The following is a 26,559-nucleotide window of genomic DNA, read 5'->3' on the forward strand; positions in this document are numbered from 1 at the left end:
AAAGTTCAGATTTTTTTAAAGTCAGCAAATATACGCAGATTAGAATTATCATTAATTATAACAACCTGCTTTTAAGGAAATGTGTTCTAATGGCAGTTCGATAATTTGAATTATTGACGTATTAAATTAACCCAGATCTTTTTTGATCTTGTTGATAGATCTTTCCCATTTCCTGTAAAGCTCAATGGGTTTAGGATAATTTGTAATATCATATTCCCAAGGTATTAGCACTTGTAAATTATTAAGATCTGATAACTCCGGAATCCAGGTTCTTATAAATTCCTGTGCCTTGTATTTATTTGATTGGTTAACAGGATTGGTATAGTAGATCTCATATGCCTGCACATGCCAATTCAACCAATTTGCACTTACATCATAATCTATAAGCTTACTTTCAAAATAAGCCGCTCCCCAGGTCCAATCTATTTTAAGATCGTGTACTAAATAACTTGCGCAATTTACACGTCCACGATTGCTCATAAATCCAACTTTATTTAATTGTCTCATATGCGCATCTATAAAAGGAATTCCTGTGTTTCCATTACACCATCTGTTAAAGATGGTCTCATTATTTTCAAAAGCTACGTCCCTATTTTTAAACCCCTCCGTTTTAAAGATCTTATCTCCAAATCGCATTCCTTTAAACGTAAAATAATCTCTCCATACCAGTTCAAAAACCAACCACCAGGTGCTTTGATTTTTCTTTATGCGTTCTTCATATTTTTTAACTACCCAATAAATCTCTCTAGGAGATATACATCCTAAGGCTAAATAAGGCGAAAACTTAGAGCTATAATCTAAGCCTTCAGATCTATTTCTTGTCCACCTGTAGCCTGTCAACAATTCAGATTCAAACGTATAATAGTGCAGCCTTTCTAAACCTGCATCTTCTCCACCTTCTACAAAAGGAATAGCATTATTATACTCCTCTTCAGAAAATCCGAATAATTTATAAGATGGGAAATTGGTATTTTTTACGTTTGCAACTGCATTTAAAGCGGTTGGAGTTTTAAAGACCACTCTAGGGGTACTTTCTTTAGAGGCTGGAATTCTATATGCTTTACTGGTTAAAGGTATATTCTCTATCTCAAAAGGGATATCGTCCTTATGGTATAAAGTTTTACCCCAATAAAATTGAAAATCTATTTTTGGAAGTTGATCTTGTACATCAACAACTATTTTCAACTCTTCCGAAGCATATTCTTCCTCTCCAAAAATAAAATTGATGTTATACTCATTAACTATTTTAGGAATTTGCTCTGCAGCGATACCTGAACAAATGATTAGGGGTGCTCCAAGAAATTCTAAATTCTTTTTCAACGTTAAAACAGATTGTTCTAAAAATTTAAATCTATTGATATCTGCTTTTCTAAAGCCAAGATCTAAATTTTGAAATAGATCTTGCTCCACACAAAAACAGAACACTAGCTCATCGCATTGTGAAATTGCCTGGCACAAAGCTTCATTATCATGCAATCTTAGATCATTTTTAAACCATACCAAACCTCTTTTCATAGACGTTTCAATTTGAGCTTTTAGTAGTAATTACAAGTGTGGAGCAACTAATCATTTCACATCGCATCCTCTTCAAAATCCACCAAGTTTAAAGATGAATCCTTAGAGGTGCTTAAATTGGTTGAGAGATCAAAAAGATGTGCTTCTGTCTCAAAAAAGTGCATCATATACCCTGCAGTATTAACAAATATTACAATATCATCTATTGCAGGTAAATTGGGTAATGTTATTTTCCTTTTTAATAATACATCTCGCTCCAAGCAATAAGCCCCGGTAAAAAATACATCTACTTCTGGCCCTGAAGCCTCCTCTTTAAAGATCACAAAGGGATCTAATAAAAAATCTGCACTAGAACTCATCATCTGGCTCATATTCATATCTAAACCTACCAACCACTGTCCCTTAGCGTCTCTTTTACGATGCACAACTTTTGCTACCGTCATTCCAACCTGATTTAGCAAAGATCTACCCGGTTCCATTCTAAATTGGATGTTTTGAGATTTTAACCTAGAAGCGTTAGAAAGATTAGCTTCATTTTTAAAATGCAACACCTCCTCCAAAAATGTTACTCCATTTACTTTATTAAAAAATGGATATGTATTAAGTTTTCCCTTTAGTACACCATCAATATTTTCAAAACCTAAGCCATTATTATTGAAGGTTTCTGTATTATTATTTTGTAGAACTGCATCTTTCAATTTATGCTGAAAAGAGTTCCACTCGTCTTCATCTTTTAAATAATTCATTGTGATCCCACCACCAATATCTATAAATTTTATATGTATGTCTTGCTGCGATAGATCCTCAGCTAATTCTAAACTATCGCTTAAAGCCTTGCCTCTTTGTGAAGTGGAATAACCGTCTAAGTGAAAATGTAAACCATTAATATCAAAAGCATCTTCAGCTTCTAATTCCTTAAGATCTTTAAATATAAGATCTCTAATACTATCTATATCAAATCCAAATCTGCTATACAATTTTTCTCCGGCTACAGAAAAACCACTAATTCTTAAACCAATATTCGCTTTTTTTCCTAGCTTACGAGCAGTCTTAATAGTGAGCAGTATTTCATCCCAATTATCTAAAATTATAGGAATCTGATGCTCTATGGCCAGCTCAATTTGGTCTGAAGTTTTTATAGCAGAGGTCAGCACTACATTTTCTGAATTTCCACCTAACTTAATACATTGCCGTAACTCTTTAAAGCTCGCAGTATCTACCCCAATTTTATCATGGAATGCACGTTTTACAAGACTCGTACATTTATTTGCCTTTCGGGCATAGTAGATTTGATAGGAAAGATCTAAGTTATCTAAGGCTTCTCTAAAGATTGAAATATTAGTTGAAAAAGATTGCAACTGATGAATATTAATGGGTGAACCATACTTTTCTAGCAAATCTGTTAACAAAGCTCCTTGATTAAATAAATTATCCATCCATGGGGATGTAATAGGAGTTAATCCACTTTCAATATTTCCTTTACTATATTCCATTATATTGTTTCAATTTTTTTCATTTTTAAAATATCCAGAACTACAGATCGCGACCATGAGGAGGCATAATTATTTCGTGTTCTAGACAATGTATCATTATCAAAGGTGTTGCCTTCTGTGGGGGTTCCATAAAATGTAATATCCTTAAGAGTAATCCCATCGATATTTATAGGATTTCCGAAGGTGTTCATTTTTATCTTTGAAGACTTTTCATCATTTTCATTTTCTATGCATTCTGTTATAATCCCTCTTGTAATTAAATTTGTGAAAAGTTGAGATCTATTTTTTTTAGAATCACCTCTAGGGATGGTGGCATTTATAAGCATATCAAATTCTGAAGAAATTGAACCTGTCTTTAAAATATGCTTGCTTAAATTCTCATCAAAATGATATTTTGAATTTTTAATATGATCAAAATTTATAATACCAGCTTCTGCCAGTGCTAAAACCTTTTTCATATTATATAATGGAGGACCATAAGAAAGCCTGTTAAATAGTCCAAAATAATAAGAATCGAACTTATGTTTTGAGTCTGACGCTAATACCCCGGCTACATATAGCTCATTGAACATCGGGCTGATCTTAGACCAGCAATTATAAACTGCACAAATAGGCGTATTCTTTTCTACATCAAAAATATCCTGCCTAATTTTTTCTATGATATCTCCTGAAGTAAGCATTGATTTATCATAAAAGCAATTCTCGATCTTTTTCCAATCAAAAGCAAGTACATCATTATTTACATGAAAATCTAAAACTTGTTTTTCAACTAATTTAAAATCATCATTAAACCTCAGCTCATTATTATATCTAGCAAACAATTGCTCGTAATATGAATAATACATATCCTTTAGTACAACCGGCAGAACTTCTTTTTCAAAGTTTATATTATGCTTAGATAAAAGTTCATTTATAAAAGATTGCGTGAAATATCGAAGCTGGGTAGTATTTTCTTTATTCCCTTTTCTGGGTATCATAGGCAAGCCGGTTCTGGTAATAACAGCAATTTTAGATGGTTCTTGCCCAGAAGGAATATATTCTAGATCTCCATTTTGTTTAGTTTTAAAAATACCCCCTCTCCCCTCAGAAAGTTCTAGTACTGTATCTATAAAAGTTAAACCAAATCCTTTTATACAAACAGCAGTATCTGCATTTATAATTTTTAGATTCTTAGTAACCGGATAAATAAATTCTATTTGATTTCTGTTACTAGCTTTAGAAACAGCAGGTCTAAACCAAAAATGCCCTGTAGTAAGTAAAATTTTGGAAAATCTATCCATTCCCCAATCTTCATTTTCAGTTTTAATAGCATAATTAGTACCTACAACTTTAAGATCTACAATTGTATCTATGTGTGGTATGATAGTGATATTTTTAGAACAAGCTTTGGTTAATTCAAGATAACTATGCTCTAGGTAAGAACCAACCAGAGCGCGTGGGGAATAATAGGGAATGGAATTGGAAGCTAATTGAAAACTGTTTGCAGAAGCCTTCCAGCTGCTAAAACTTGCAATATTAGCAATCATTTTTGGAGCTTCCTCGATATTGATATCAATATTCTTATCTTCATAATTCATCAAAAGAAACTGAGGCTGATCATTCCTATAAACATCACCAGATCCAAAAAACTTAGTTCTATTATAGATGTGAATTTCAATACGCTGCTCAGGTATCTTATCATTGATTTCTGCGAGCAATCTTTCCAAGCCATAAAGCCCTTTAGGTCCAAATCCAATGATAGCAACTTTATAAATTTCTTCTTTTCTATCTATATAACCACTATTCATTATTAAGAAATGAAAGGTTATTATCTTTAGAATTAAAATTATCTAAGATCCAATCGCTACTATATATTGTATCTAGATATCGCTCTCCCCTATCACAAATAATCATACCGCAAGAACTGCCTTTAGGAATTGAGTCTGCATATTTATTTATAGCAGAGATGGCTCCACCTGTAGAACCACCGGCAAGAATACCTTCATTCTTTAGTAAAGACCAACACCCTTTTACACATTCTAGATCACTTACTTTTACAGCATCATGAACAAAATTCTTATCTAAGAAATTAGACTTTACACTAGAACCATGACCAGGAATTAGCCTGTTGGATTTTTCATCACCAAATAAAATACTTCCTAAAGCATCTACTGCAATAAGTTTTGTCTTAAGGCCGTTCTGTGAGATATAATCTGCACACCCCATTAATGTTCCACAAGTACTAACCGTTACAAATAGATAATCTAAAGGATCTTCCAGTGCTCCAAACATCTCTTTCATAGTAACCAAATGGGCCTCTGGATTTTTCTTATTCCCATATTGATTGGTCCAAAAACTATTAGGGATATTTTCTAAAAGCTCATGAACTCTTTGTAGTCTTGCTCCCAGAAATCCCTTTTCCGGATCGGGTTTGGTAACATATTCTATTTTTGCTCCGTAAGCATTAAGTAACTTCTTTGTATGAGAATTGATTTTAGGATCTACTACCACGATCAATTTCAATTTAAAATATAAGCAAGCCTGCGCCAAACCAAGAGCCATATTTCCTGAACTAGACTCGATTATGGTATCTCCAGACTTTATATAACCTAAAAGTAATGCCTCTTTTAAAATATTAACAGAAGTTCTATCTTTTAAACTTCCGCTTGGATTTGCCGCTTCCATCTTTCCATACACCTTAAAGTTAGAAGCTGTAAAAACCCTGTTCAACTCTATTAATGGGGTATTCCCAATGCTGTCAATAACATTTTTTAAAGTTGAATTATGTATAACCTCTGAATGCTGCATTATTATGTGAATTGAATATTGCTACTAATTGGGATTGAAAACAGTTTATAAGTACTCAAAGCATGACATATCTGCATTGAATGAATAAATTTAATAGACAAAAATAATTATCTAAAATAGATGAACTTTATAAGTTATAAAGTGCCATGTTTCCTATCAAACCTTTCCTCCTGCTTTTTCTCTTTTCTTTCCTTATACATTCTATAGCCTTGATAAATTACCTGAGCAACTGTAAATATTCTGAAGAACTTTTTCATATTTATATGTTTAAGATTAATAGATATTAGCAAAATGCCAAACCTGAAATTATCATTTAAAAGACGCGTACATTACTGAACGAGTTTTTATAAGAGCTAAAAAAAACGTTCAGGTTTACAAAATTATCAGAAGTTAAGGTTACATTAAGCTTATTTGGTAAAATTTTCACATAAATTAAAGATTACTAGTTAATTAATGTATAGTGCTCTTAATTGTACGAAAAGTTTTAAAATAAGAGAATTGTTTGTATAAAATAAGTTTAATAAAGAGGGGGCATCTTAAAAAAGCTTTGTTCAAAAGTTAGGCGTTTTAAGATCAAAACTAATCTAATTAAAATACCTTAAAATTAAAACATCCCCAAACATTAGAATTCGTTAAACTTTACTAAAAGATATGGGATAGCTCAAATTTAAAGGGGCTTGGTATATTTATTGTCCAATCGTTACTATGGATTATATACATGACAATAAGACGAACAAAGAAGGATTTGTTGAAATTATAGGTGCTAGACAAAATAATCTCAAAAATGTTTCTTTAGATATACCCAGAGATGCATTAGTCGTTTTCACAGGAGTTTCTGGTTCCGGAAAATCTTCTCTAGCATTTGGTACTTTATATGCCGAAGCTCAGAGAAGATATCTTGAATCTGTCTCACCTTATGCAAGAAGACTATTTCATCAAATGCCTATTCCAGAAGTAGATCAAATTGAAGGCTTACCTCCAGCAGTAGCATTACAGCAACAACGCAGTTCTGGATCTACGCGATCTTCTGTAGGATCTGTAACCACGCTGTCTAATTTGCTTAGAATGTTATATTCTCGGGCAGGAGATTATCCACAGGGACAATCACTATTATATGCAGATTCATTTTCTACAAATACCCCAGAAGGTGCGTGCCCTGTATGTCATGGTCTTGGTAGAGTTTATGAGGTCACCGAGAGCAGTATGGTTCCAGATGATACCTTAACAATAAGAGAACGAGCTATAGATGCATGGCCAACAGCATGGCAGGGTAAAAATCTTCGAGATATTTTAGTTACGCTAGGATATGATGTAGATGTGCCTTGGAAAGATCTTCCTAAAAAAGACCGAGACTGGATCTTATTTACAGATGAACAGCCACAAGTTCCTGTATATAGAGATCTTGGGAAAGAAGAAGTTAAGAAGGCAATAAAAAATAAGATGGAGCCAAGTTATATGGGAACATATATTGGTGCTAAAAAACATATACTCCATACGTTTTCAAATTCGCAAAGTGCATTAATGAAAAAGCGAGTATCAAAATATATGCTTAGTAGTGAATGTCCTAGTTGCCATGGTAAGCGATTACGTAAAGAATCGCTATCTGTAACTTTTGAAGGATATGATATTGCAGATATATCAAGACTACCTTTAAAAAAATTACTTTCAATCTTTACACCTTATAGTAATGGTACTGCTCCTGCATTAATACAATTAATTAAAAAACATCAGGAAAAAGGAATGGTAGCGCAACGCATTGCAGAAGATCTTGTTGCTCGCGTAAAAGTATTAATAGAATTAGGACTTGGGTATTTGTCTTTAGAGCGTAATACGCCTAGCCTTTCTCCTGGGGAACACCAAAGGTTGCGTCTTGCAACTCAAGTACGCAGTAATTTATTTGGAGTAGTATACGTTTTAGATGAGCCATCTGCCGGACTTCACCCCGCAGATACCGAAGCTTTATTAAAAACATTAGATGGCCTTAAAGCCACAGGGAACTCTTTATTTATAGTGGAACATGAATTAGATGTTATACGCCACGCAGATTGGATAGTAGATGTTGGTCCAGAAGCCGGAGAAGGTGGTGGAGAAATATTATATAGTGGCGCTCCTAAGGGATTAAAAGAAGTTGCTAGATCTAAGACCAGAGAACATTTGTTTAATGAGCTTCCATTTAAACAACTTACCGCTCGAGAACCGTCTGGATGGTTAAAACTGAAAGGAGTTACAAGAAATAATTTAGAAAATCTAAATGTCTCTTTCCCAATAGGAGTTTTAACAAGCGTTACTGGAATATCTGGTTCCGGAAAAAGCAGTTTGGTAAGTCAGGTTTTAGTAGAATTGATCGCTAATCATTTAGGGAATTCTCCCGTGATAGAAGATGAGGTAGAGGATGAACTTCAAAACGAAACTATCGAAACTTTGGGCGGTGAAATTTCGGAAGGGTCTGAGCATATTAAAAGAATGGTAGTGGTGAATCAAAAACCAATTGGAAGAACTCCTCGATCTAATTTAGCAACCTATACAGGATTATTTGATGTAGTTAGAAAATTATTCGCCTCTACAAAGTTGGCGAAATCTCGTAAATATAATGCTGGAAGATTTTCATTTAATGTAGGTAAAGGGAGATGCCCAAATTGTGATGGAGAAGGTTTTGTTATGGTAGAACTATTATTCTTACCTAGTGTTTATGCTCCATGCCCGGTTTGTAATGGTACTAGATATAATGAAGAAACTTTGGAAGTAGAATATCAGGGTAAGAATATTGCAGACGTTTTAAGTATGACCGTTAATGAGGCTTTAATATTCTTTGAAAATGAAGATAGAGTTTATCGTACTCTTAAAGTTTTAAAAGATGTAGGACTAGGCTATCTAAGATTGGGGCAACCAGCTACAGAACTCTCCGGTGGAGAAGCGCAGAGAATAAAACTGTCTAAAGAACTTCAGCGGGTAAATAGAGCAAACACACTATATGTGTTAGATGAGCCTACTACAGGACTTCACCCTACAGATGTTGAAAAGCTACAATTGCAATTAGCAAGGTTAGTAGATTCTGGAAATACGGTAATTGTTGTAGAACACGATATGCAAATTATTGCCGGAAGTGATTGGGTAATAGATATTGGTCCAGGTGCAGGAGATGAAGGAGGGAAAATTGTAGCAGAAGGTATCCCTCAAAATGTAGCAAAAAATAAGCAAAGTAAAACTGCTAAATATCTAGATCGAACTCTGAAAGGTACTCAATAGCCTCAACTTTATTTAATTAGAAGATCAGAAATTTAAGACGGAGCCCTCCCCAAGGTTCTGTCTTTTTTTTTATAAATTTAAGTAAAAGCAGCACGTGTAAGATCTTTATATAAGAAGCTTGATAACTATTTAAAAAATAAGATCAATTAAATAAAAACCTTAAGTTTTATTTATAACAGAGCTATAAAATTTTTTGTTTCTTAAGGCTAAATGAAATTATAAACACAATGAAAGCAATACATATAACAAAATCTGGAGGTCCGGAAGTTTTACAAATAAGAGAAACTCCTAAACCTAGTATAGAAAAAGATGAAGTTCTTATAAAGGTAAAGGCAGCGGGAGTTAATCGTAGCGATGTTATTACCAGAAAGAATACCAAAGCTTACGGAAAAGGAGTTACGGAAGCGTTAATTCCAGGGTTGGAAGTATCTGGAGAAATCGCGGAGATTGGTGAAAATGTACATAATAAGAAAATTGGTGATAAAGTTTGCGCATTAATTGCTAGCGGAGGTTATGCAGAATACGTTGCAGTAAAAAGTTCACATTGTCTTCCAATTCCAGAAGGTGTGAGTCTTATAAATGCAGCATCACTACCGGAAACTATCTTTACAGTTTGGTTTAATGTATTTCAATTAGGGAATCTCCAACCAGGAGAGAAATTATTAATTCATGGAGGAACCAGCGGAATAGGTACTATGGGCTTGCAAATGGCAAAAGCTATGGGTTCTAAAACTTTTACTACTGCAGGTAGCGACGAAAAGATCGAATTTCTAAATAATATGAATGTGGGAAAAGCTATCAACTATAAAAAAGAAGCTTTTGAAGAAGTTTTAAAAGACGAAAAGATAGATGTGATCTTAGATATGGTTGGAGGAGATTACACTCAAAAGAATCTTGATATTCTCAATAAAAAAGGGAGACTTATAAATATTAACGGGATGAAGAGTAATGACGTAAATATCAATCTACGAACTATAATGAGTAAAAATCTTACTATGACAGGAAGCTTTCTTAAGCCTCAAGATGCATCAGTAAAAACCAAAATAGCCGAAGAGGTGGAAAAGAATATATGGCCACTTTTTAGTTCAGAAAAGATCAAAACTATTATTTATAAAAAGTTTCCTTTAGAAAAAGCTGCAGAAGCACATAAGCTAATGGAAAGCAGCGAGCATATTGGTAAGATCCTGCTCACCATAGACTAAAGAAAATTGAATCAACGCAAAACTAAAAAATCCTCTCAGTTTCCTGAAAGGTTTTTTTTTAGTTAATTTTATACAGTTAACTAGTGGGTTATGAACTTGTAACCTTGATAAAAAGTTTAGAATCTGTCATAGAAATTTCACACCTTGCAGGTGCTACAGTTGCGTAGGTATTCCCACAGGTCGGACATAAATAGTAAACTGTTGCTAAGGTATTATCTGTTCCTGCTTCCAAAGCCTTCAAGGCTTCAATATAAAAGTCACGATGTTTTTGTTCCACTTTATAGGCATAAGTAAGACTAATTTGAGCCATATAATTACCAACAGCATTGGCGTCTTTTATAAAGTTAGGATACATGGTATTGAATTCATAACTTTCTCCTTCAATGGCTTCTTTTAGATTTTCTGCAGTGGTGTTTACTGAGAATTCAGGAGTGATCTCAGGAATGGATTCTCCCATTCTTAGCAAAACCACTTTATGGTTATTTGCATGAATAAGCTTTGCACCAGATGCTGCTTTAAATAACAATGCTATTTCGGGATGTCCTTCTTCTGCTGCCTTTTTACTATAAGCCGCATACTTAAAATGCGCTGTAGTTTCGCCTTTATATGCATCATGCATGTTTGTAATAGTTAATTGTTGCGGATCTTGACTCTTTTCATCTATTGTTGAGTTTGAACTTGCTTCTGCTTCAGCAATTTCGTTGGAAACCGTTTTCTTTTCGATTTTCTCATTACAAGATTGAAATAATGTTGTAAGAGAGAACGCTGCTACTAAGAGTACTAAAATTGATTTTTTCATGGTATTATTATTATTAAAATTATTTTGAAATTATATTTCAGATAACGATTATTATAGACCTTTTTTATTCCGCTGATGGATCCCCAAAATCTGGAAGTGCCAATTCTATGCCTGCACCATGTTTAAATACTAATTCGCCACCCAAATACCCCGTTCTGGCAACAGAGGCTACCAACACGAGAAACAAAAGAAAAGTTGACCATTTCAACCAAGTTCTTTGATAATTAAAAAAATACATACTAGCTCTAATTAGCGCGGTGATAATTGCCAACCAAAGGGTAATAGTTGCTGCTTCTTCATGTATTTCCAATGGTTCCTGAAGAATACCGTCTGTCATTCCATCTCCAGCATAACTACCACTCACATAGGCTACAATTGCCCCAATTGCTCCTAATAGCAATAAGTAAAATGATGCCTTTTTAACAAAATGACTCTTGCTTAAAAGGCTTAATAATTCAAATAGAAATCCCGTTAATAATAAGGCGATGGGAAAATGAATAACCATAGCATGTATGTGTGGTGCTGTGAACATAATTTGATGTTTTTTAAAATTGTTTTTCGAGTAGCATTTTAAGGCCGGTAACTGAGCTGATAAAAAACTAGATTCTTATATAGATCGCTAGTTGTTACCTCAGCTTGAATATTTTGAAGACTCATTGCAGAATTAACAATATCAAAAAGGCTGCAATGATGTATTATATACGGTTGTAATCCAAGTTTTTTATTATTCTTTGGATTAATATTGGTTCCACGTTTATGGTTATTTTCATTCTGATATTAGGTTAGATAGAATTGGCCATCAGACACAAATTTTTAGATTTTTTTTTTAAAACTCGTACCGCTTTGCCTCTATAGGTTTCATCATGAATTACAATCGTGGGAATCAGAAAAATTTCGCTCATCATTAATACGTTTTATTTGAGTTACAACTTCCCTTTAGACTGACATTTAAAACTTTCAAATGCTTTAACCCGCGTTTACTATTCTCTTATTTCTAATTGATCAGTATAATTTTTAAGGCTTTTTCTACTTCAGCATTACCAAACACTTCATAAGCTTTCATAATTTCTTCTAGCTTAAAGTGGTGGGTAATTAATTTCTGAGGTTGGATTCTATCTGAAATGATCGTTTTGAGAAGCATGGGAGTTGTATTTGTATTTACAAGCCCCATGGTGATGGTAATATTCTGAATCCATAAATCCTGAATTTTTAGCTCAACGCTTTTTCCATGTACGCCAATGTTGGCGATATGCCCTCCTGGTTTAACGATCTGCTGGCAGATATCAAAAGTTGCAGGAGCACCTACGGCTTCTATAGCCACATCTACACCTTCAACAGTTTCAGCCAATATTTTTTTAATGGCATCTTCTGAACCAGAATTAATAGTTTCTGTTGCTCCCCATTTTTTTGCCAATTCCAGACGATTTTCATCCAGATCTATCATAAATATTTTGGAAGGAGAATAGAACTGAGCTGTTAGCAGAGCAGACATTCCAATTGGACCCGCACCTATTATGGCGATCGTATCACCTGGTTTAACACATCCATTTATTACTCCTATTTCATGACCCGTAGGAAGTATGTCACTAAGCATAACCAAAGCTTCATCATCCACCTCATTTGGGGCTTCATAAAGGCTATTATCCGCATGTGGGATCCTAACATATTCTGCTTGCGTACCATTAATTAGATTCCCCAATATCCATCCGCCGTCTTTACAATGAGCATACATTTGTTTTTTGCAATATTCACAGGTACCACAGGCGGTGATACATGAAATGATCACCTTATCCCCTTTCTTGAAATTAACCACACCAGCACCTACTTCCTCTATCACACCTACACCTTCATGCCCTAAGGTGGTGCCAGGTTTTACGCTTGGAGTTTTGCCGTGTAAAATTCCTAAATCTGTTCCACAAATAGTTGTCTTAAGTATCTTTACTATAGCATCTGTTGGTAATTTTATCTCGGGTTTTGAAACCTCTTTGTAAGATATTTTCCCAGGACCACCATATACAAGACCTTTCATAGTTTTTTTAAGAGTAGAAGAATTATTGGAATGGATTTTATCTTTTGATAACATTTTATTAGACATCTCTCAGCTATTCTTTAATAATTGATATTCAGTGATTTACGAACAGCTAAGTTATAGGAAGGCTAAGCGCCAAAACATGATGAATATCAGTTATGCATTTAATCTGAAGAAACAATATTGCTACGCTAATTAAAATTGGAAGCAATTGAACCTCAATTTATTAGAAATGGAAGCAATAAAGTAATCGCATGAAAACAGTGGAGATCTATTTAAAAATGAAAAATCCAGAATTATATAAATTCTATGTAAAAACTAAAAGATCTAGGGCACTTCATAATGCCCATTTTAGAAAATAAGTATGGATTATAAAAGTAGATCAAAAACATATTTCAATTAAAACACCTCAAACTTTAGATCAATAATATAAACCTAATGGGAAAAAGATAATAAGATTTGGATCCAATATTTCAGATAAGATGAAATGTTTATAATATCTTGACAGATAAAGTATTTATTAAATCATGAATCTAAGTTGCTTTTAAAAATAGTATTAGAATTAAAGTAACTTATTTAACTACATCAAAAAACCATAGAAATTTTGATAATCAATAAATTATATATTTTGCTTATTGTTTTTTATTTCAATCATTCTTACTCTGAAGAATATATTGAAATTAACTACAAAGGAATAGAAGGAGTTATTCTTTGTGAGGAATATTTCTCTTTAAGATATCGAGAAACTTATAATATTTACAACTTATCTTTTAAAGAAGTTTATGAATTAGAAAACTATCTTGAGAGAAGTGAAAATCGGTATCCCTCTTATTTTAGAAAGTATCAAGGCTTAATTAAGGATGGAAAAAAATATATCAATATTAAATTAATAAATCCAGTGTATAAACATCAGTATTCTCCAAATTGGAAAGAAGATAAAACCGTATATATTCACGAATGTAATACAAGGACTATTGTATATAGTTTTTCTGAAAAAAAAATTATAATGAATAAACTTAATGAATGTGGAGATTAGCCAAAAAGCTTAGCGTATAAAAGGCTTAAAGAAAAAAATAAAATGCTCTTTTATTGGAATCGACGAAAGAAAGTGAATTTTTACGACAAAAGATAAAATTGTTAAACCCGATAAATACCTGTTATACCGAGTTATTTAAAAAGCTGCATATTCTGTACCTATTAGAAACAAGAAAGGCTTCACATTTTTGTGAAGCCTTGTCTTTCCTAGTAGCGGGAACTGGACTCGAACCAGTGACCTTCGGGTTATGAGATTGAAGTTAGTATATATTAAAATATATCAAAACCCAGCAAATACAATGATTACCAGTGTTTAAAATATTTTATATATTCAATAGAAATGGTTTAAAACCAAATTATTCTGTACCTATTCTGTACCCCTTTTTATTCTTTTGATTATCTTTATACAACTATATATAATATTATGGCTAGTATAAAAATTGTTCGAAGGAAAAATAAAGAAAGAAAGGACGGCACTGCCCCTCTCACTTTGAGAATTAGCGACAATTACAAAACTAGCTATAAATTTATCGGACAATATGTATTGGAAAAGGATTGGGATAAAAACGCAGGAAAAGTAAAAAGAACACATCCTTATTCACAGAAGCTAAACAATTTCCTGTTGAAAAAGTTAACTGAGGCCAATGATATATATTTCGATTCTAAGATAGAACTCACAACTAATCAAGTCAAACAAAAATTAAAAGGTGCAGGAGGTTCTAAATCATTCTTCGCTGTCGCTACAGATAGAATAAAAAACAAATATGAGCGGGGCACATTTTCTGTAGTAAAATCTGAACTATCTATTCTTTACAACTTACAAGAGTTTTTAAACTTTAACATAGCCAAGGGAAAAGAAATCAGCATTCAAGAAATAAAGCTTCGCAGAAAAGAGCGAGTTAGCAATGGACGAAAAGGCAACCATTCATTTATAGATTCCATAGAGCAATTCAAAAAGAATAAATCCCTAAAATTTCAGGATATAAACGAAGCTTTCCTAGATAAATACAAAGACTTCTGTCTGGTTTATTTAGGACAAAAAACTCGTACGATTACAAATCAACTTATCTTCATTCGTACCTTATTTAACAAAGCTATCAAAACTGGGGTTGTTGATGCGAAGTTCTATCCCTTTGGTGGAGAAAAAGAAAAAATACGTATAGGTTCAAGCCATAAAATTGGTCTTACTTCTAAAGAAATTGAAAAAATTGAAATCTTAAAATTAGAACCAAATACTTCTATTTGGCATACCAAAAACGTGTGGCTAATTGCGTTTTATTTTGCAGGTATTAGAATTTCCGATGCTGTTCAACTAAGATGGTCAGATTTTAAAGATGACAGACTTCTTTATGTGATGCACAAAAATGAAAAGCCCGTTAGTTTAAAAATACCTCAAAAAGCAATTAAAATCTTAAATCTATACAAAAAAGGTAAGGATGAAAACAATGGTTATGTTTTTCCATTTCTTAGATCTGTAGAGATATCTAATATTGAGGATATATTTAAGAAAACAAGAAATGCTACTAAACTCTTTAATAAGTATTTGAAGTGCATCGCTACAGAATGCAACATTGACAAAAATTTATCTAATCACATCGCGCGACACAGTTTCGGAAATATTGCTGGTGACCGAATCCATCCATTGATGCTTCAGAAACTATATAGACATAGTGATTTAAAAACTACCTTGAATTATCAGGCAAATTTTGTCCATAGAGATGCAGATGATGCTTTGGATAGTGTTGTGAATTTTTAGTTTTATTTGTACTTGAAATTATTACTAAAAAAGGCTTGGAGAAATTTGGAATTTGTATTATATATTACAAATAAAGAGAACTTACATTTGAGGTCTTCTCGCTACTGCCTTACGGATCATTCAATCCTAATCCTGAATTTTTTAAAAGTCGGTGCACCTTCACGAAAAGAAAAATTCTTTATATGGCAAACGTATACGGAGCAAACTAGGTGGAGGCCATTATTATTTAGGCAACTCTTGCAACCGTCATACCACAGATGGTATTGAGGCGGTTATACAGTACGCCTATATGGATACAATGCCTTGACAAATAGAATTTGAACAAGTTTTCTAAAGGCCTACCTTTAAATATCAGGATATTTATGTATCATACGATTTCTAAAAAAGTCCGAAAATTAAAGGGTAAGATAAATTCTGGTAACACAACTTATAATTTGGGAGAAATAATCTATCATACACCATTCGGATTTATATACGCTTTGGATTCAGAACCAATCCGGGATGACTTTTGTGAAATTACCGATGTTAAAAAGTTTGAATTAAATCAAACTTTGCATGTAAGATTAATGATACTTTACCTCGCACCTAAAATCTATATCTCAGGCTTGTATAGTTGAAGTCAGAAAAGTCGTTACTAAAGTAACATTTATCCAAGAAACCATTTCCAGCGCAACCACCTTTGATAAAGAATATTTATTTATAGGATGAAATGACCTTTTAAATTTAGGGGTTATGTGCAAATCGCATTTTTATTTGCCAAATACGCAATACCCTGTACTTTCTAAATTTTTTAATTAGAATGGGAATATTAGATGCGGAAGATTACAAAAATTAGCAAACTACGTTTTTAGTTTTATTATCAATCCACCAAAAAAAAATTTCCGAAGAATCGTAAAAGAACTTGGTTATTCAAGTAGTGTCGGATTCCCTTTAATCCAATAAGTTTTCAATTAACACTCAAGAAACCTAATTTACACTTTCATCGCTTTCAGATTACGTGGTCAATAGTATGAGCTTCACTATACTTTAAACACTCTCAACATTCTATAAATGAAAGAGCTTTAAAATATTTAATGGGACTGTTAAAATTCTTGATCTTAAGATCAAAATTTCACTAAAAGACACTCTTATAAGTTTATATTACCTAATTTTACATTTATGAAGAACAACTTTCATAGAGTATTGTCTGTTTGTATGGCGCTTGGAGTTCTATTTACTACCACGTCATTCACAGTTGATATGCACTTCTGTGGAAAGGCACTGGTTGATTTTTCTTTAGTGCAAAATGTCCAGACCTGCGGAATGGAAAAACAACAATCCAAAAAAAGTTGCGAAAAGGGTTTTTCTAAAAAGTCCTGTTGTTCGGATAAGCAAATAGCGGTTGATGGTCATGATGATTTGAAGTCATCATTCAATAAATTTACTTTTGAGCAACAAACATTTGTTGCTACTTTCTTCTATACATATATCAATTTATTTGAGGGACTTGATGAAAATGTCATCCCTTTCAAAAATTACTCGCCGCCCTTTCTCATACGGGATGTGCAAAAACTACACGAGACATATTTAATTTGATCTAACACAGCAGTACCCCCTTTCAAAGGTTGGAATATGGGAAATTCTGCCCTATGAAATCTTCGATTTTGGATTCACTTTATAAAATAAAGAGATTATCCATATCAAATTATATAAATATGATCCATAATTATTAAAAGATTTCTTTAGCATTCTCCCTAAATTTCGATTAAAGTTCTTAACTATCCTATTTCGTTAAAATATTTTTTTCAAGAACATAGACCCACATGTTGGGTTTTCGAAAGGTTTTAAAAATTAAATAGTATAATAAACGAAAGGGATTGGTTGATTTTAATTCGGAGTTATAGTACTGGGTGTTTTTTACACCGGGATAGAAAAACCAAAAAAAAGCGCAAGGCTGTCTTGAAAATTCTGTATGAAAGATTTTTCAAAGAAGAAATCAGAATAAAAGAATATTTGGAACAAAGTCCTATAAAATCTCTAATAAGAAACAAATTTTCAATCGAAAGAAAATTTTTAAAATAAACAATAATCAATTTAAAATAGATCAAAAATGAAAAAGACAAGTATAAAAATGGGAATCTTAACAATGAGTTTGTTAGCGCTCACCACAATATCCTGTAAAGATGGGAATAAGGAGGAAGCTCCCATACCAATGTCAAGCGAAATGCAGCTGGAAGATGGAACTAATAATGGTGATTCAGAAAGGTTAATGGCAAACAATTCAGGCAACAGTGCTTCCGAAGCTATTATTGATAATTACCTCAAAATTAAAAATGCCCTGGTTGCAGATAATCAAGAGGAAGCTGCCAAAGCTGGGGGTCTGTTGATATCGGATTTTGAAAAATTTGATAAAACTTCGTATTCTTCTGAGGAGCAAAAAGAATTGACCGATATTATTGAAGATGCAAAGGAACAAGCCGAACATATTTCAGAAAGTCCTATGGATCATCAACGAGAGCATTTTGATATTCTCAGCAAGGATGTTATCGATATGATTGCTATTACTGGAACCGATAAGAAGTTGTACCAGGATTTTTGCCCAATGTATAATAACAAGAAAGGGGCTCAATGGCTTAGCAGTACAGAAGAAATCAAAAACCCGTTCTTTGGAAGCAAAATGATGAATTGTGGAGAAGTTCAAAAAGAGATTAATTAATCATAACCTATAAGGTATTCCTCGCCCTTCAGGGGAGTACTTGTAGGTTTAATTGAATATTTCGATGAAGATTCCAAAAATCATAGCATTTATTCTATTGGTAGCTTTTATAGCCATCCAATTTTTCCCTACCAGTCGCAACCAAAGCAACGTTGTCCCTCACACCGATTTTATGGTTGTTAACAATGTGCCAGCCAACATAGAGAACAAAATTCAGGTCTCCTGTTATGACTGTCATAGCAACAATACCGCTTACCCTTGGTACAATAAAGTACAACCGGTTGCCTGGTTTCTGGAAGATCATATAAAAGAAGGAAAGGCTGAGTTAAATTTTAATGAATGGGATGAATATTCAGACCGAAGAAAAAACAGCAAGCTAAGGTCAATTATCAGTCAAATTGAAGATGATGAAATGCCACTGGACTCTTATACAATTATTCATGCGGATGCAAAATTTTCCGAAGATGAAAAATCTGAAATTATAGCGTATATGGCCCAGTTGAAAAATAGTTTATAACATTAAAAACAAGAAAATGAAAAATCTAAAAATGAGTATAGCAGCAATGTTATTGATGGCAGTTTCTTTTGCAAATGCACAGGAAAAGATGAACCACGAACACGGAGATATGAAAGGAGACATGAAAATGGATCATAGTAAAATGGCGAATATGAAAAGTGATGCAAAGGCAGAGGCGATTTTAAGTGACTATTTCAACTTAAAGAATACTTTGGTGGCAGATGACACCAAAAAAGCAGCCCAAGAAGGATCCAAATTGGTAGCTTCCCTAAAGGCTTTTAATGCCAGCAGCTATTCAAAAGAAAACCAAAAAGAGCTGGCCGATATCATTGAAGATGCTACCGAGCATGCCGAGCATATCATTAAAAGTGCGATAGACCACCAACGTGAGCATTTTAAGATCTTAAGTATGGACATAACAGATATGGTTGCCATTACAGGAACAAAAAACACGCTTTACGAACAGTTTTGCCCAATGTATGATAAAGGAAGTGCTTGGTTGAGCACAAGCAATGAAGTGAAAAATCCATATTACGGAAGCAAAATGCCTACATGTGGGAAAGTTCAAAAGACTATTAATTAGATAAACCCTTCCTTAAAAATCTTTTAACTATCCTGGTTTATTAGTTTATAGAAGGAGGTAATATGATAAGAATATATGAATAGTTCTAAAGCCCTATCATGGGAAGGAAAACAATATTAAAGGTTAGTGTTAATTCCTTCCCGTGCCAGGCACAAATTAAAGTCCTAATAGAGAGAAAGGGAAACTTTTTTCATTGTTTGGTTAGTAAAGACTTTTCTCTTGCTTAGGCACTAAAAAAAAGAAAAAAAAGAATCCGATGAAAGATTGTTGCAAAACAGGTATCGAAAAGGATCAGAAGCAAGGAGGCTTCAAAAAATGGTTTAATTACATTATGTATGCAATTTTAGCCGCCGTAATTATTGGGACTTTAGTGTTTCAAATATTTAGTTAAAAGAATAAGATAAAATGGTTATTGAAAACAATGACGATACCTCTAGAAAAACAGGTTTTTATAAACAACTGTTTAAAAAGGTATTACTTACTGTAAGCACAGTTATTGTGCTATCCTTAAGTTATACACTATGGGTTGATGCGAATTCTGATAACCTTGTTCTATCTCTTTTAATTGTTTGTTTGGCTTTGATTAAAACGTTTTATATCGTTAGACTCACTTTAATACAGTTAAGTAAAATAATCGGGGAAAGTCACCAGCTTACACACGTGCTCACTTTATTCAGTGTATTAATTTTTTTAATTATCCTTTCGTTTTCGGAAGATTATCAAGCTTTATATGTTTTGAATTCTGAAAATTTTAAAACCGCTACATTAATTAGTAGTTCCGTTTTACTGCAATTCTTTGATTTTTCGTATTTCAGCTTGATCACTTTTTCGTCCGTTGGTTATGGCGATATGGTTCCAGTATCCATTGCGGGCAAGCTATTGGTAATGATGGAGATTTTCTTGAGCTTTTTGGTGCTGGTCTTTGGCATTGCCAACATTAATAGAATACACGTTGATAATAAATAACCATTTAAAACTAAAATTATGAAAACAATTAAAACAATTACACTCGTAATAATTCTCATTGCAACTTTCAGCTTATCCAATGCACAGGAAACAAAAGCACAAACAGATACCGAAGCGGTTATCACTGTGATGAAAAACTACAAGGATGCCATTCAAAATTTGAAAACCGAAGGCACGTTCAATCTTTTTACCGAGGATTCCCAAGTCTTCGAATCAGGAGGTGTGGAGGGTTCTTATGCAAACTATATAGAACACCATTTAGGGCCGGAATTGGGACATTTCAAAAAATTTGAATTTTCAGATTATGAAATTGATGTACAGGTAGATGCACCTTATGCATTTACTACCGAGATCTATATTTATACCATCGTCCTCAAAGCAGATGAGAAAGGCGATTCAAGAACGATAAAGAAAAAAGGAGTGGCAACTTCTATCTTAAAAAAGATGGATGGCAAATGGAAAATCATCAAAACACATACGTCTTCAAGAAACACGAAATGACAGCAACAATGAGCAATTTTCCTTAATTAATCCATCAATATAAAATTGACACAGAAAGTGTTTACAATACTTGGGTTGTTGACAATAACCAAAGATTGAAAGCATTTAGGTTCATTCGTAGAAGTGTTTTCAAATTATCGAGGACGTTAAAAGCAAAAACTTTCTAAACTATTTGGGTTTAATAGCCGAATGGTTTTTCGAAAGTAGAATCAAAAAAAATTGGCGTACTGAGGAATATTAAAGTGTTCCCGGAACCAAATAGTTCAATATAATCCAAATAGTAGAAGCTCTTAACTAGGTAGAAAACAATTAGTAGCAACAAGCATTATGAAAACCAAACTATTAATATTCACAGTACTTTTAATAACATTTTATGAGGTTGCGGCCCAAAAGATTTATAAAACTGAAGATGGCCATATTGAGATGATGACTTTGGCTGACAGTAAATCTATCAAAGCAGAAAGCCATAACCTGGTATTATATCTTGATTATGATACTAAAGTGGTAAAGGGGATTCTGGACCTTAAAACCTTATCAACCAATGTTCCTGAAATAAATACGACTCTAAAAGAGCAGAAGGATCCGTTAATCCTTCGGTTTACGGGTACTATTCCATCCGTGGATTTTTTATCAAACCGGCATGAACCTATCAATTTTAATTGGTTGGTAGATGTCACATATCAAGGAAAAACCTATAAGTCACAATTTAAAGCAACCATTACCCATATAGAACAAGGATTAAGTATGTCTTGCCTATTAAGTGCAACAGGACAGGTTTTGGTTTCAAATACGGGTTTGGATTCTTTAATACAAGGTTTGGATAAGAGTATCGATGTGCAGTTTGCCCAATTAGTGCTGAAATTGGAATGAGAATGTATTTTTTATGTTTTAGTAATAAAAAATGATAAAGTACCAATTTTAATAACATATCTAAAGTGTGAAGCAGATGAAAACCGAGTTGTGACACTTACAATTTTACCCCATAAGAAATGTTTAGTATTCGATAGTTTCTTGCAAATAATATTTAACAACATCTGATTTAATATAACTATCTTTGAGATAGAAATAAGATGAAAAACAAAACTTCCATAATTGCCTTATTTATCCTGTTATTGGTGTTTCCCACCAGTACAGTTTTAGTATTAGGAAATTTATCAAAGGCTTCTAAAACTGAAGAACATATTTGTTCAAACCAAGACACGCATTCTGAAAAGAAATCATGCTGTGATAATGATGATAATGGTTGTGTGGGATTGTGTAACATCAATTATTGCCATTTTCCAAGTTCGATCAGTACTCATTTCTATATCAATGATTCTGAACAGGTAAGTACTAAGTTAATGTATGTGTCGAAAGTTGACCAAACCTACATTCAGAACACTCCAAATAAAGTATATCTCTCCATCTGGCAACCGCCAGAAATAAGCTAATCCTTTTCTTTGACAGTAGTACTTAGGCTGTCGTTTTTTGAATACAGTACTTTGCTTGTATTCTTTAGCTTTTTCAATAATCTAAAATTTTTTAAAATGAAATCAATGTTCAATATATTGATAGTACTATCGGTAGTGCTATCAGTTACTTCGGGCCACGCCCAAATTAAAAATCCACAAACCGAAACTGTAAAGATTTTCGGTAACTGCGATATGTGTAAGACTGCAATAGAAAATGCTGGAAACAATAAAAATACGGCTAACGTTAATTGGTACAAAGACACCCAAATGGCGGAAATAACCTACGATTCCCAAAAAACAAATCGGGACGAAATATTAAAACGTATTGCTCTGGCAGGTTATGACAATGACCAATTTCTGGCTCCAGACAATGCCTATGCACAACTTCCGGAATGTTGCAAATATGAAAGGTTGAATAAAGCACCTGCAATGGTTATGGACCACACTAAAATGGACCCGCCTGCCGGACGGGTAGGTATGGAAATGCCCGAAACCAAGATGGAAATGGATATGCCATCTTCTGAAAACCATACAGATATGGCGATGCCCGAAATGATGAAGCCTAACGCACTGGATGCAGTATTCGATAATTATTTTGCAATAAACGATGCCTTAATAAAAAGCAATGCCACTACAGCAACTGCAAAGGCGGCAGAACTCTTGAACGCAATAAAAGCCCTGAAAATAGAATCGCTTAAAACGGAAGAACAAAACGCTGTGATCAAAGTAATGCCGTCAATAATGGATGCTGCAAAAAGTATTTCGGAAACAAAGGACATCGGTAAGCAACGGGAAAAATTTAAGGCTCTGTCAAAAAATATGCATGAAATCATACCATTTTACAGCTCCAAAGAAACCCTTTACTATCAATACTGCCCAATGCAGGATGCCAATTGGTTAAGCAAGGACAAGACCATTAAAAATCCGTATTACGGTTCACAAATGTTAAGCTGTGGCTCCACTGTGGAAACCATTGATAATAAAAATTGAAATAATCCAAAAATATAATTTTTCGATAACGTAATGAAAAAAATAATCTTCGTGCTTTTATTTCTGGGGACTCTCTCCCTACAAGCACAAAATATAGTGCGCTATGATCTTTATGTGCGCGATACCATTGTCAATTTTACGGGCAGGGAAAAACGCGCCATTGCGGTCAATGGGCAAATACCTATGCCAACACTCACGTTTACCGAAGGCGACATCGCCGAAATTTATGTTCACAATGAGTTGGATGAAGAAACTTCCCTGCATTGGCACGGCCTATTTTTGCCCAATAAGGAAGATGGTGTTCCGTATCTCACACAGATGCCCATACCACCACACACTGTCCATAAATACACCTTCCCCATCATACAACACGGTACCCATTGGTACCACAGCCATTTTGGGCTTCAGGAACAGATTGGAATGTATGGTTCTATGATTCTGAATAAAAGACCAGACGACAAAACCTTCAGAAAAGGCATTGACGATTTGCCCACCATTCCCATAGTTTTGAGCGAATGGACAGATTTGAAACCAGAAAATGTACATAGAATGCTTCACAACGCGTCCGACTGGTTTGCAATTAAAAAAGGTACGACCCAAAGCTATGCAGAGGCCATAAAAAAGGGACACCTAAAAACAAAACTTCACAACGAATGGAAACGTATGAACGCTATGGACGTGAGCGACGTTTATTATGATAAATTTTTCATCAATGGCAAAAGTGAAAATGAGGATACGTCCCTGAAAGACTTAAAAGCAGGAGATAAGGTACGGCTTCGAATTTCAAACGGAGGTGCTTCGAGCTATTTTTGGCTTACGTATGCCGGCGGAAAAATAACCGTGATTGCCAATGATGGGAATGATGTGGAGCCCGTGGAGGTTGATAGAATGCTCATTGCAGTGTCTGAAACTTATGATGTCGTTATCACTATTCCTGCTGATAATACAGCATTTGAATTTCTGGCAACCCCTGAAGACCGAACAAAATCAGCCTCTATTTATTTGGGAAGTGGAATTAAACAGCTCACTTCGCCACTACCAAAATTGAAATACTTTGAAGGTATGGAAATGATGAACGGAATGATGAAAATGAATGGCGATTTGGACCAAATGGGGATGAAAATGAGTATGCAGCAAATGGATATGAATGTGGTGATGTATCCTGAAATAACAGGCGAAGCAGCTAAAGGAAAAAATAAGAAAATGGAAATGAAGACCGAAAAACTTCCAGCCCACAATATGGAACAAATGGATGGGATGGAGGGAATGAACCCGCCTGCCGGACGGGCAGGAATGGATGGGGAAATGTACAAAAGCAATGAACTTTCAGACATCACCACGCTCAACTACGCCATGTTGAAGTCACCTACAGTTACTACACTTCCCGAGGACGCACCTGTAAAGGAACTGCATTTTACACTTACGGGAAATATGAACCGTTACGTTTGGAGCATGGACAACAAGGTAATTTCTGAAAGCGATAAAATCCTAATAAAAAAGGGCGAAAAAGTGAGGATTACCATGTACAACAATTCTATGATGCGCCACCCGATGCACTTGCATGGTCACGACTTTAGGTTGCTCAACGGCCCAGGAGAGTACGCGCCCCTTAAAAACGTGGTGGATATTATGCCTATGGAAACCGACGTTATCGAGTTTGAGGCAAATGTAGAAGGCGATTGGTTTTTCCACTGCCACATCCTTTACCATATGATGAGTGGTATGGGCAGGGTTTTTAGCTATGAAAACCAGGAACCCAATCCATTGATTCCAAATCCAGAATTGGCATTAAAGAAATTAAAGGGTGATGACAGAACCTTTCACTGGATGGCAGAAAACGATTTTGCAACCAATGGGAATGATGGCGAGTTAATGGCTCAAAGTACGCGATGGAGTTTAGGAACCGAATGGCGTTTAGGTTATAATGATATGCACGGATACGAAACAGAAACCCATATAGGGAGATATATAGGGAAAATGCAATGGCTGATGCCATTTGTTGGCTTTGATTGGCGTTATAGAAAATTGGCCCATAATGAAATAGAGGAAAATCTTTTCGGTCAAAAAAACACAAAAGACAAACGTTCTCTATTAAGTCTAGGGGTCAATTATACCTTGCCAATGCTTGTAATGGCACAAGCCGAAATATTTTCAGATGGCAACGTCAGACTGCAATTTGAACGTAATGACATTCCTATAACTTCAAGGTTGCGTATGAATCTAATGTGGAATACGGACAAGGAATATATGGGAGGATTACGATATATAGCGACGCGAAATATGGGAATCACCACACATTACGATAGCGATATGGGATTTGGGGTTGGATTGAACCTTAATTATTAAATCCAATCTGGTGATAAAGTATTAATAATGAATATATTTTGGAATTGCCGAAAGTAAAAAATGATTATTTTTAAGCAAATACCTACTTAAATTTTTGGAGACCACCCGAGGAGGACCTTTACATTTGCTATTCTAAAAAATAAATGATGATACCAAAAGACTTAAGTAGAGACATCAAAACAAGGTTACAAAGTATAAATGGGCAAATAGGCGGACTCATAAAAATGCTTGATGAAGAGGTAGATCCCGATAAAATCCTTCTTCAATTTAAAGCAGCTCAAAAAGGATTGGATAAGGCTCATTTTCTTTTACTGGATGAAACTTATAGAAAGGCCCTAGCCATAAAAATCTCTGAAACCGTAGAAGCCTGTCCCGGCGATTGTGGTAATGAAGACCGCATTGAGTTTATACGAAAACAGTTCCCAAATTTGGAACTCGATACACTAACCTCTCAAATGAAAGAGATTGATGCTCTTAGAAAGCGAATTAACACCGACACCACGGAAACTTCATAACGTACCACACATTTTAATATCAATTCCAGAATAATAGGCTTAATGAAAATTAGGCCTTTTTTTATTTGGTGACCACCCGGGGTTGGGTAGTACTTTTGAAGTATTAAAATAAATTTAAAATTTAAACTGAATT

General features: G+C 34.2%; 23 protein-coding genes. 15 read left to right on the forward strand and 8 right to left on the reverse strand.

Translation table 11 applies throughout. The features are described 5' to 3' along the window. Window positions 1-126: 126 nt before the first annotated feature. From BLT84_RS00800 to BLT84_RS16290, 5 genes are all read right to left on the reverse strand, one after another. Window positions 127-1,515 (reverse strand): DASH family cryptochrome, encoded by a 1,389-nt coding sequence (locus BLT84_RS00800; protein ID WP_091262189.1) that lies wholly within the window; start codon window positions 1,513-1,515, stop codon window positions 127-129. Between the two features lie 56 nt (window positions 1,516-1,571). Beyond that, complete coding sequence (locus BLT84_RS00805) at window positions 1,572-3,008, reverse strand: hypothetical protein (protein ID WP_091262192.1); 1,437 nt, start codon at window positions 3,006-3,008, stop codon at window positions 1,572-1,574. Beyond that, the gene (locus tag BLT84_RS00810; protein WP_091262194.1) at window positions 3,008-4,795 is read right to left on the reverse strand and encodes an FAD/NAD(P)-binding protein; all 1,788 of its coding nucleotides are present in this window, start codon (window positions 4,793-4,795) and stop codon (window positions 3,008-3,010) included. Before BLT84_RS00810 ends, BLT84_RS00805 begins: the two co-directional genes overlap by 1 nt. Further along, window positions 4,788-5,795, reverse strand: a complete 1,008-nt coding sequence (sbnA, locus tag BLT84_RS00815; protein ID WP_091262196.1) for a 2,3-diaminopropionate biosynthesis protein SbnA — start codon at window positions 5,793-5,795, stop codon at window positions 4,788-4,790. The genes BLT84_RS00810 and sbnA overlap by 8 nt, the downstream gene beginning before the upstream one ends. A 134-nt stretch (window positions 5,796-5,929) precedes the next feature. Continuing rightward, window positions 5,930-6,052 (reverse strand): hypothetical protein, encoded by a 123-nt coding sequence (locus BLT84_RS16290; RefSeq protein ID WP_262490138.1) that lies wholly within the window; start codon window positions 6,050-6,052, stop codon window positions 5,930-5,932. A gap of 448 nt (window positions 6,053-6,500) precedes the next feature. On the opposite strand from BLT84_RS16290, the gene uvrA reads away from it, so the two are divergent. Further along, window positions 6,501-9,041: an excinuclease ABC subunit UvrA gene (uvrA, locus tag BLT84_RS00820; protein ID WP_091262198.1), complete on the forward strand. Its 2,541-nt coding sequence runs from the start codon at window positions 6,501-6,503 to the stop codon at window positions 9,039-9,041. Window positions 9,042-9,268: 227 nt separating this feature from the next. Then, window positions 9,269-10,243, forward strand: a complete 975-nt coding sequence (locus BLT84_RS00825; RefSeq protein ID WP_034888893.1) for an NAD(P)H-quinone oxidoreductase — start codon at window positions 9,269-9,271, stop codon at window positions 10,241-10,243. An 88-nt stretch (window positions 10,244-10,331) separates the two neighbouring features. On the opposite strand, the gene BLT84_RS00830 is transcribed toward BLT84_RS00825, so the two are convergent. The 3 genes from BLT84_RS00830 to BLT84_RS00840 all read right to left on the reverse strand — a co-directional run bounded on the left by BLT84_RS00830 (window position 10,332) and on the right by BLT84_RS00840 (window position 13,071). After that, a complete protein-coding gene (locus BLT84_RS00830) occupies window positions 10,332-11,042 on the reverse strand; it encodes a rubrerythrin family protein (protein ID WP_091262199.1) in 711 nt (236 codons plus the stop codon). Window positions 11,043-11,106: 64 nt separating this feature from the next. Beyond that, a complete protein-coding gene (locus BLT84_RS00835; RefSeq protein ID WP_091262201.1) occupies window positions 11,107-11,574 on the reverse strand; it encodes a DUF2231 domain-containing protein in 468 nt (155 codons plus the stop codon). Between the two features lie 462 nt (window positions 11,575-12,036). Then, window positions 12,037-13,071 (reverse strand): zinc-dependent alcohol dehydrogenase family protein, encoded by a 1,035-nt coding sequence (locus tag BLT84_RS00840; protein ID WP_091267910.1) that lies wholly within the window; start codon window positions 13,069-13,071, stop codon window positions 12,037-12,039. 604 nt (window positions 13,072-13,675) lie between these two features. Between BLT84_RS00840 and BLT84_RS00845 the strand changes: the two genes are divergently transcribed. The 13 genes from BLT84_RS00845 (at window position 13,676) to BLT84_RS00910 (ending at window position 26,426) form a co-directional block, all read left to right on the forward strand. After that, window positions 13,676-14,107, forward strand: coding sequence for a hypothetical protein (locus tag BLT84_RS00845; RefSeq protein WP_157717876.1), 432 nt, complete (start codon window positions 13,676-13,678; stop codon window positions 14,105-14,107). A 423-nt stretch (window positions 14,108-14,530) separates the two neighbouring features. Next, on the forward strand, window positions 14,531-15,862 hold the full coding sequence (locus tag BLT84_RS00850) for a site-specific integrase (protein WP_051931170.1): 1,332 nt from the start codon (window positions 14,531-14,533) through the stop codon (window positions 15,860-15,862). Between the two features lie 1,158 nt (window positions 15,863-17,020). Further along, on the forward strand, window positions 17,021-17,437 hold the full coding sequence (locus BLT84_RS00860; protein ID WP_034888882.1) for an HYC_CC_PP family protein: 417 nt from the start codon (window positions 17,021-17,023) through the stop codon (window positions 17,435-17,437). A gap of 514 nt (window positions 17,438-17,951) precedes the next feature. Next, window positions 17,952-18,557: a DUF3347 domain-containing protein gene (locus tag BLT84_RS00865; RefSeq protein ID WP_091262205.1), complete on the forward strand. Its 606-nt coding sequence runs from the start codon at window positions 17,952-17,954 to the stop codon at window positions 18,555-18,557. Window positions 18,558-18,621: 64 nt separating this feature from the next. Next, window positions 18,622-19,074 (forward strand): heme-binding domain-containing protein, encoded by a 453-nt coding sequence (locus BLT84_RS00870; RefSeq protein WP_034888878.1) that lies wholly within the window; start codon window positions 18,622-18,624, stop codon window positions 19,072-19,074. Window positions 19,075-19,090: 16 nt separating this feature from the next. Beyond that, a complete protein-coding gene (locus BLT84_RS00875) occupies window positions 19,091-19,657 on the forward strand; it encodes a DUF3347 domain-containing protein (protein WP_034888876.1) in 567 nt (188 codons plus the stop codon). Window positions 19,658-20,062: 405 nt separating this feature from the next. Next, window positions 20,063-20,623, forward strand: a complete 561-nt coding sequence (locus tag BLT84_RS00880) for a potassium channel family protein (RefSeq protein WP_034888874.1) — start codon at window positions 20,063-20,065, stop codon at window positions 20,621-20,623. 18 nt (window positions 20,624-20,641) lie between these two features. After that, window positions 20,642-21,124, forward strand: coding sequence for a YybH family protein (locus BLT84_RS00885; protein WP_034888871.1), 483 nt, complete (start codon window positions 20,642-20,644; stop codon window positions 21,122-21,124). A 327-nt stretch (window positions 21,125-21,451) separates the two neighbouring features. Beyond that, entirely contained in the window at window positions 21,452-21,994 is a 543-nt protein-coding gene (locus BLT84_RS00890) for a hypothetical protein (RefSeq protein WP_034888869.1), read from the forward strand. A 200-nt stretch (window positions 21,995-22,194) separates the two neighbouring features. Beyond that, window positions 22,195-22,554, forward strand: coding sequence for a hypothetical protein (locus BLT84_RS00895; RefSeq protein ID WP_034888867.1), 360 nt, complete (start codon window positions 22,195-22,197; stop codon window positions 22,552-22,554). A gap of 96 nt (window positions 22,555-22,650) precedes the next feature. Beyond that, window positions 22,651-23,565, forward strand: coding sequence for a DUF3347 domain-containing protein (locus BLT84_RS00900; protein ID WP_034888865.1), 915 nt, complete (start codon window positions 22,651-22,653; stop codon window positions 23,563-23,565). A gap of 33 nt (window positions 23,566-23,598) precedes the next feature. After that, window positions 23,599-25,911 carry a multicopper oxidase domain-containing protein gene (locus BLT84_RS00905; RefSeq protein WP_034888863.1) on the forward strand — a complete coding sequence of 771 codons (2,313 nt, stop codon included), beginning with the start codon at window positions 23,599-23,601 and terminating at the stop codon, window positions 25,909-25,911. Between the two features lie 146 nt (window positions 25,912-26,057). Further along, window positions 26,058-26,426 (forward strand): metal-sensitive transcriptional regulator, encoded by a 369-nt coding sequence (locus BLT84_RS00910; protein WP_034894027.1) that lies wholly within the window; start codon window positions 26,058-26,060, stop codon window positions 26,424-26,426. The last annotated feature ends 133 nt before the right edge of the window (window positions 26,427-26,559 follow it).

The organism is Gillisia sp. Hel1_33_143, from assembly GCF_900104765.1.
Classification (GTDB): Bacteria; Bacteroidota; Bacteroidia; order Flavobacteriales; family Flavobacteriaceae; genus Gillisia.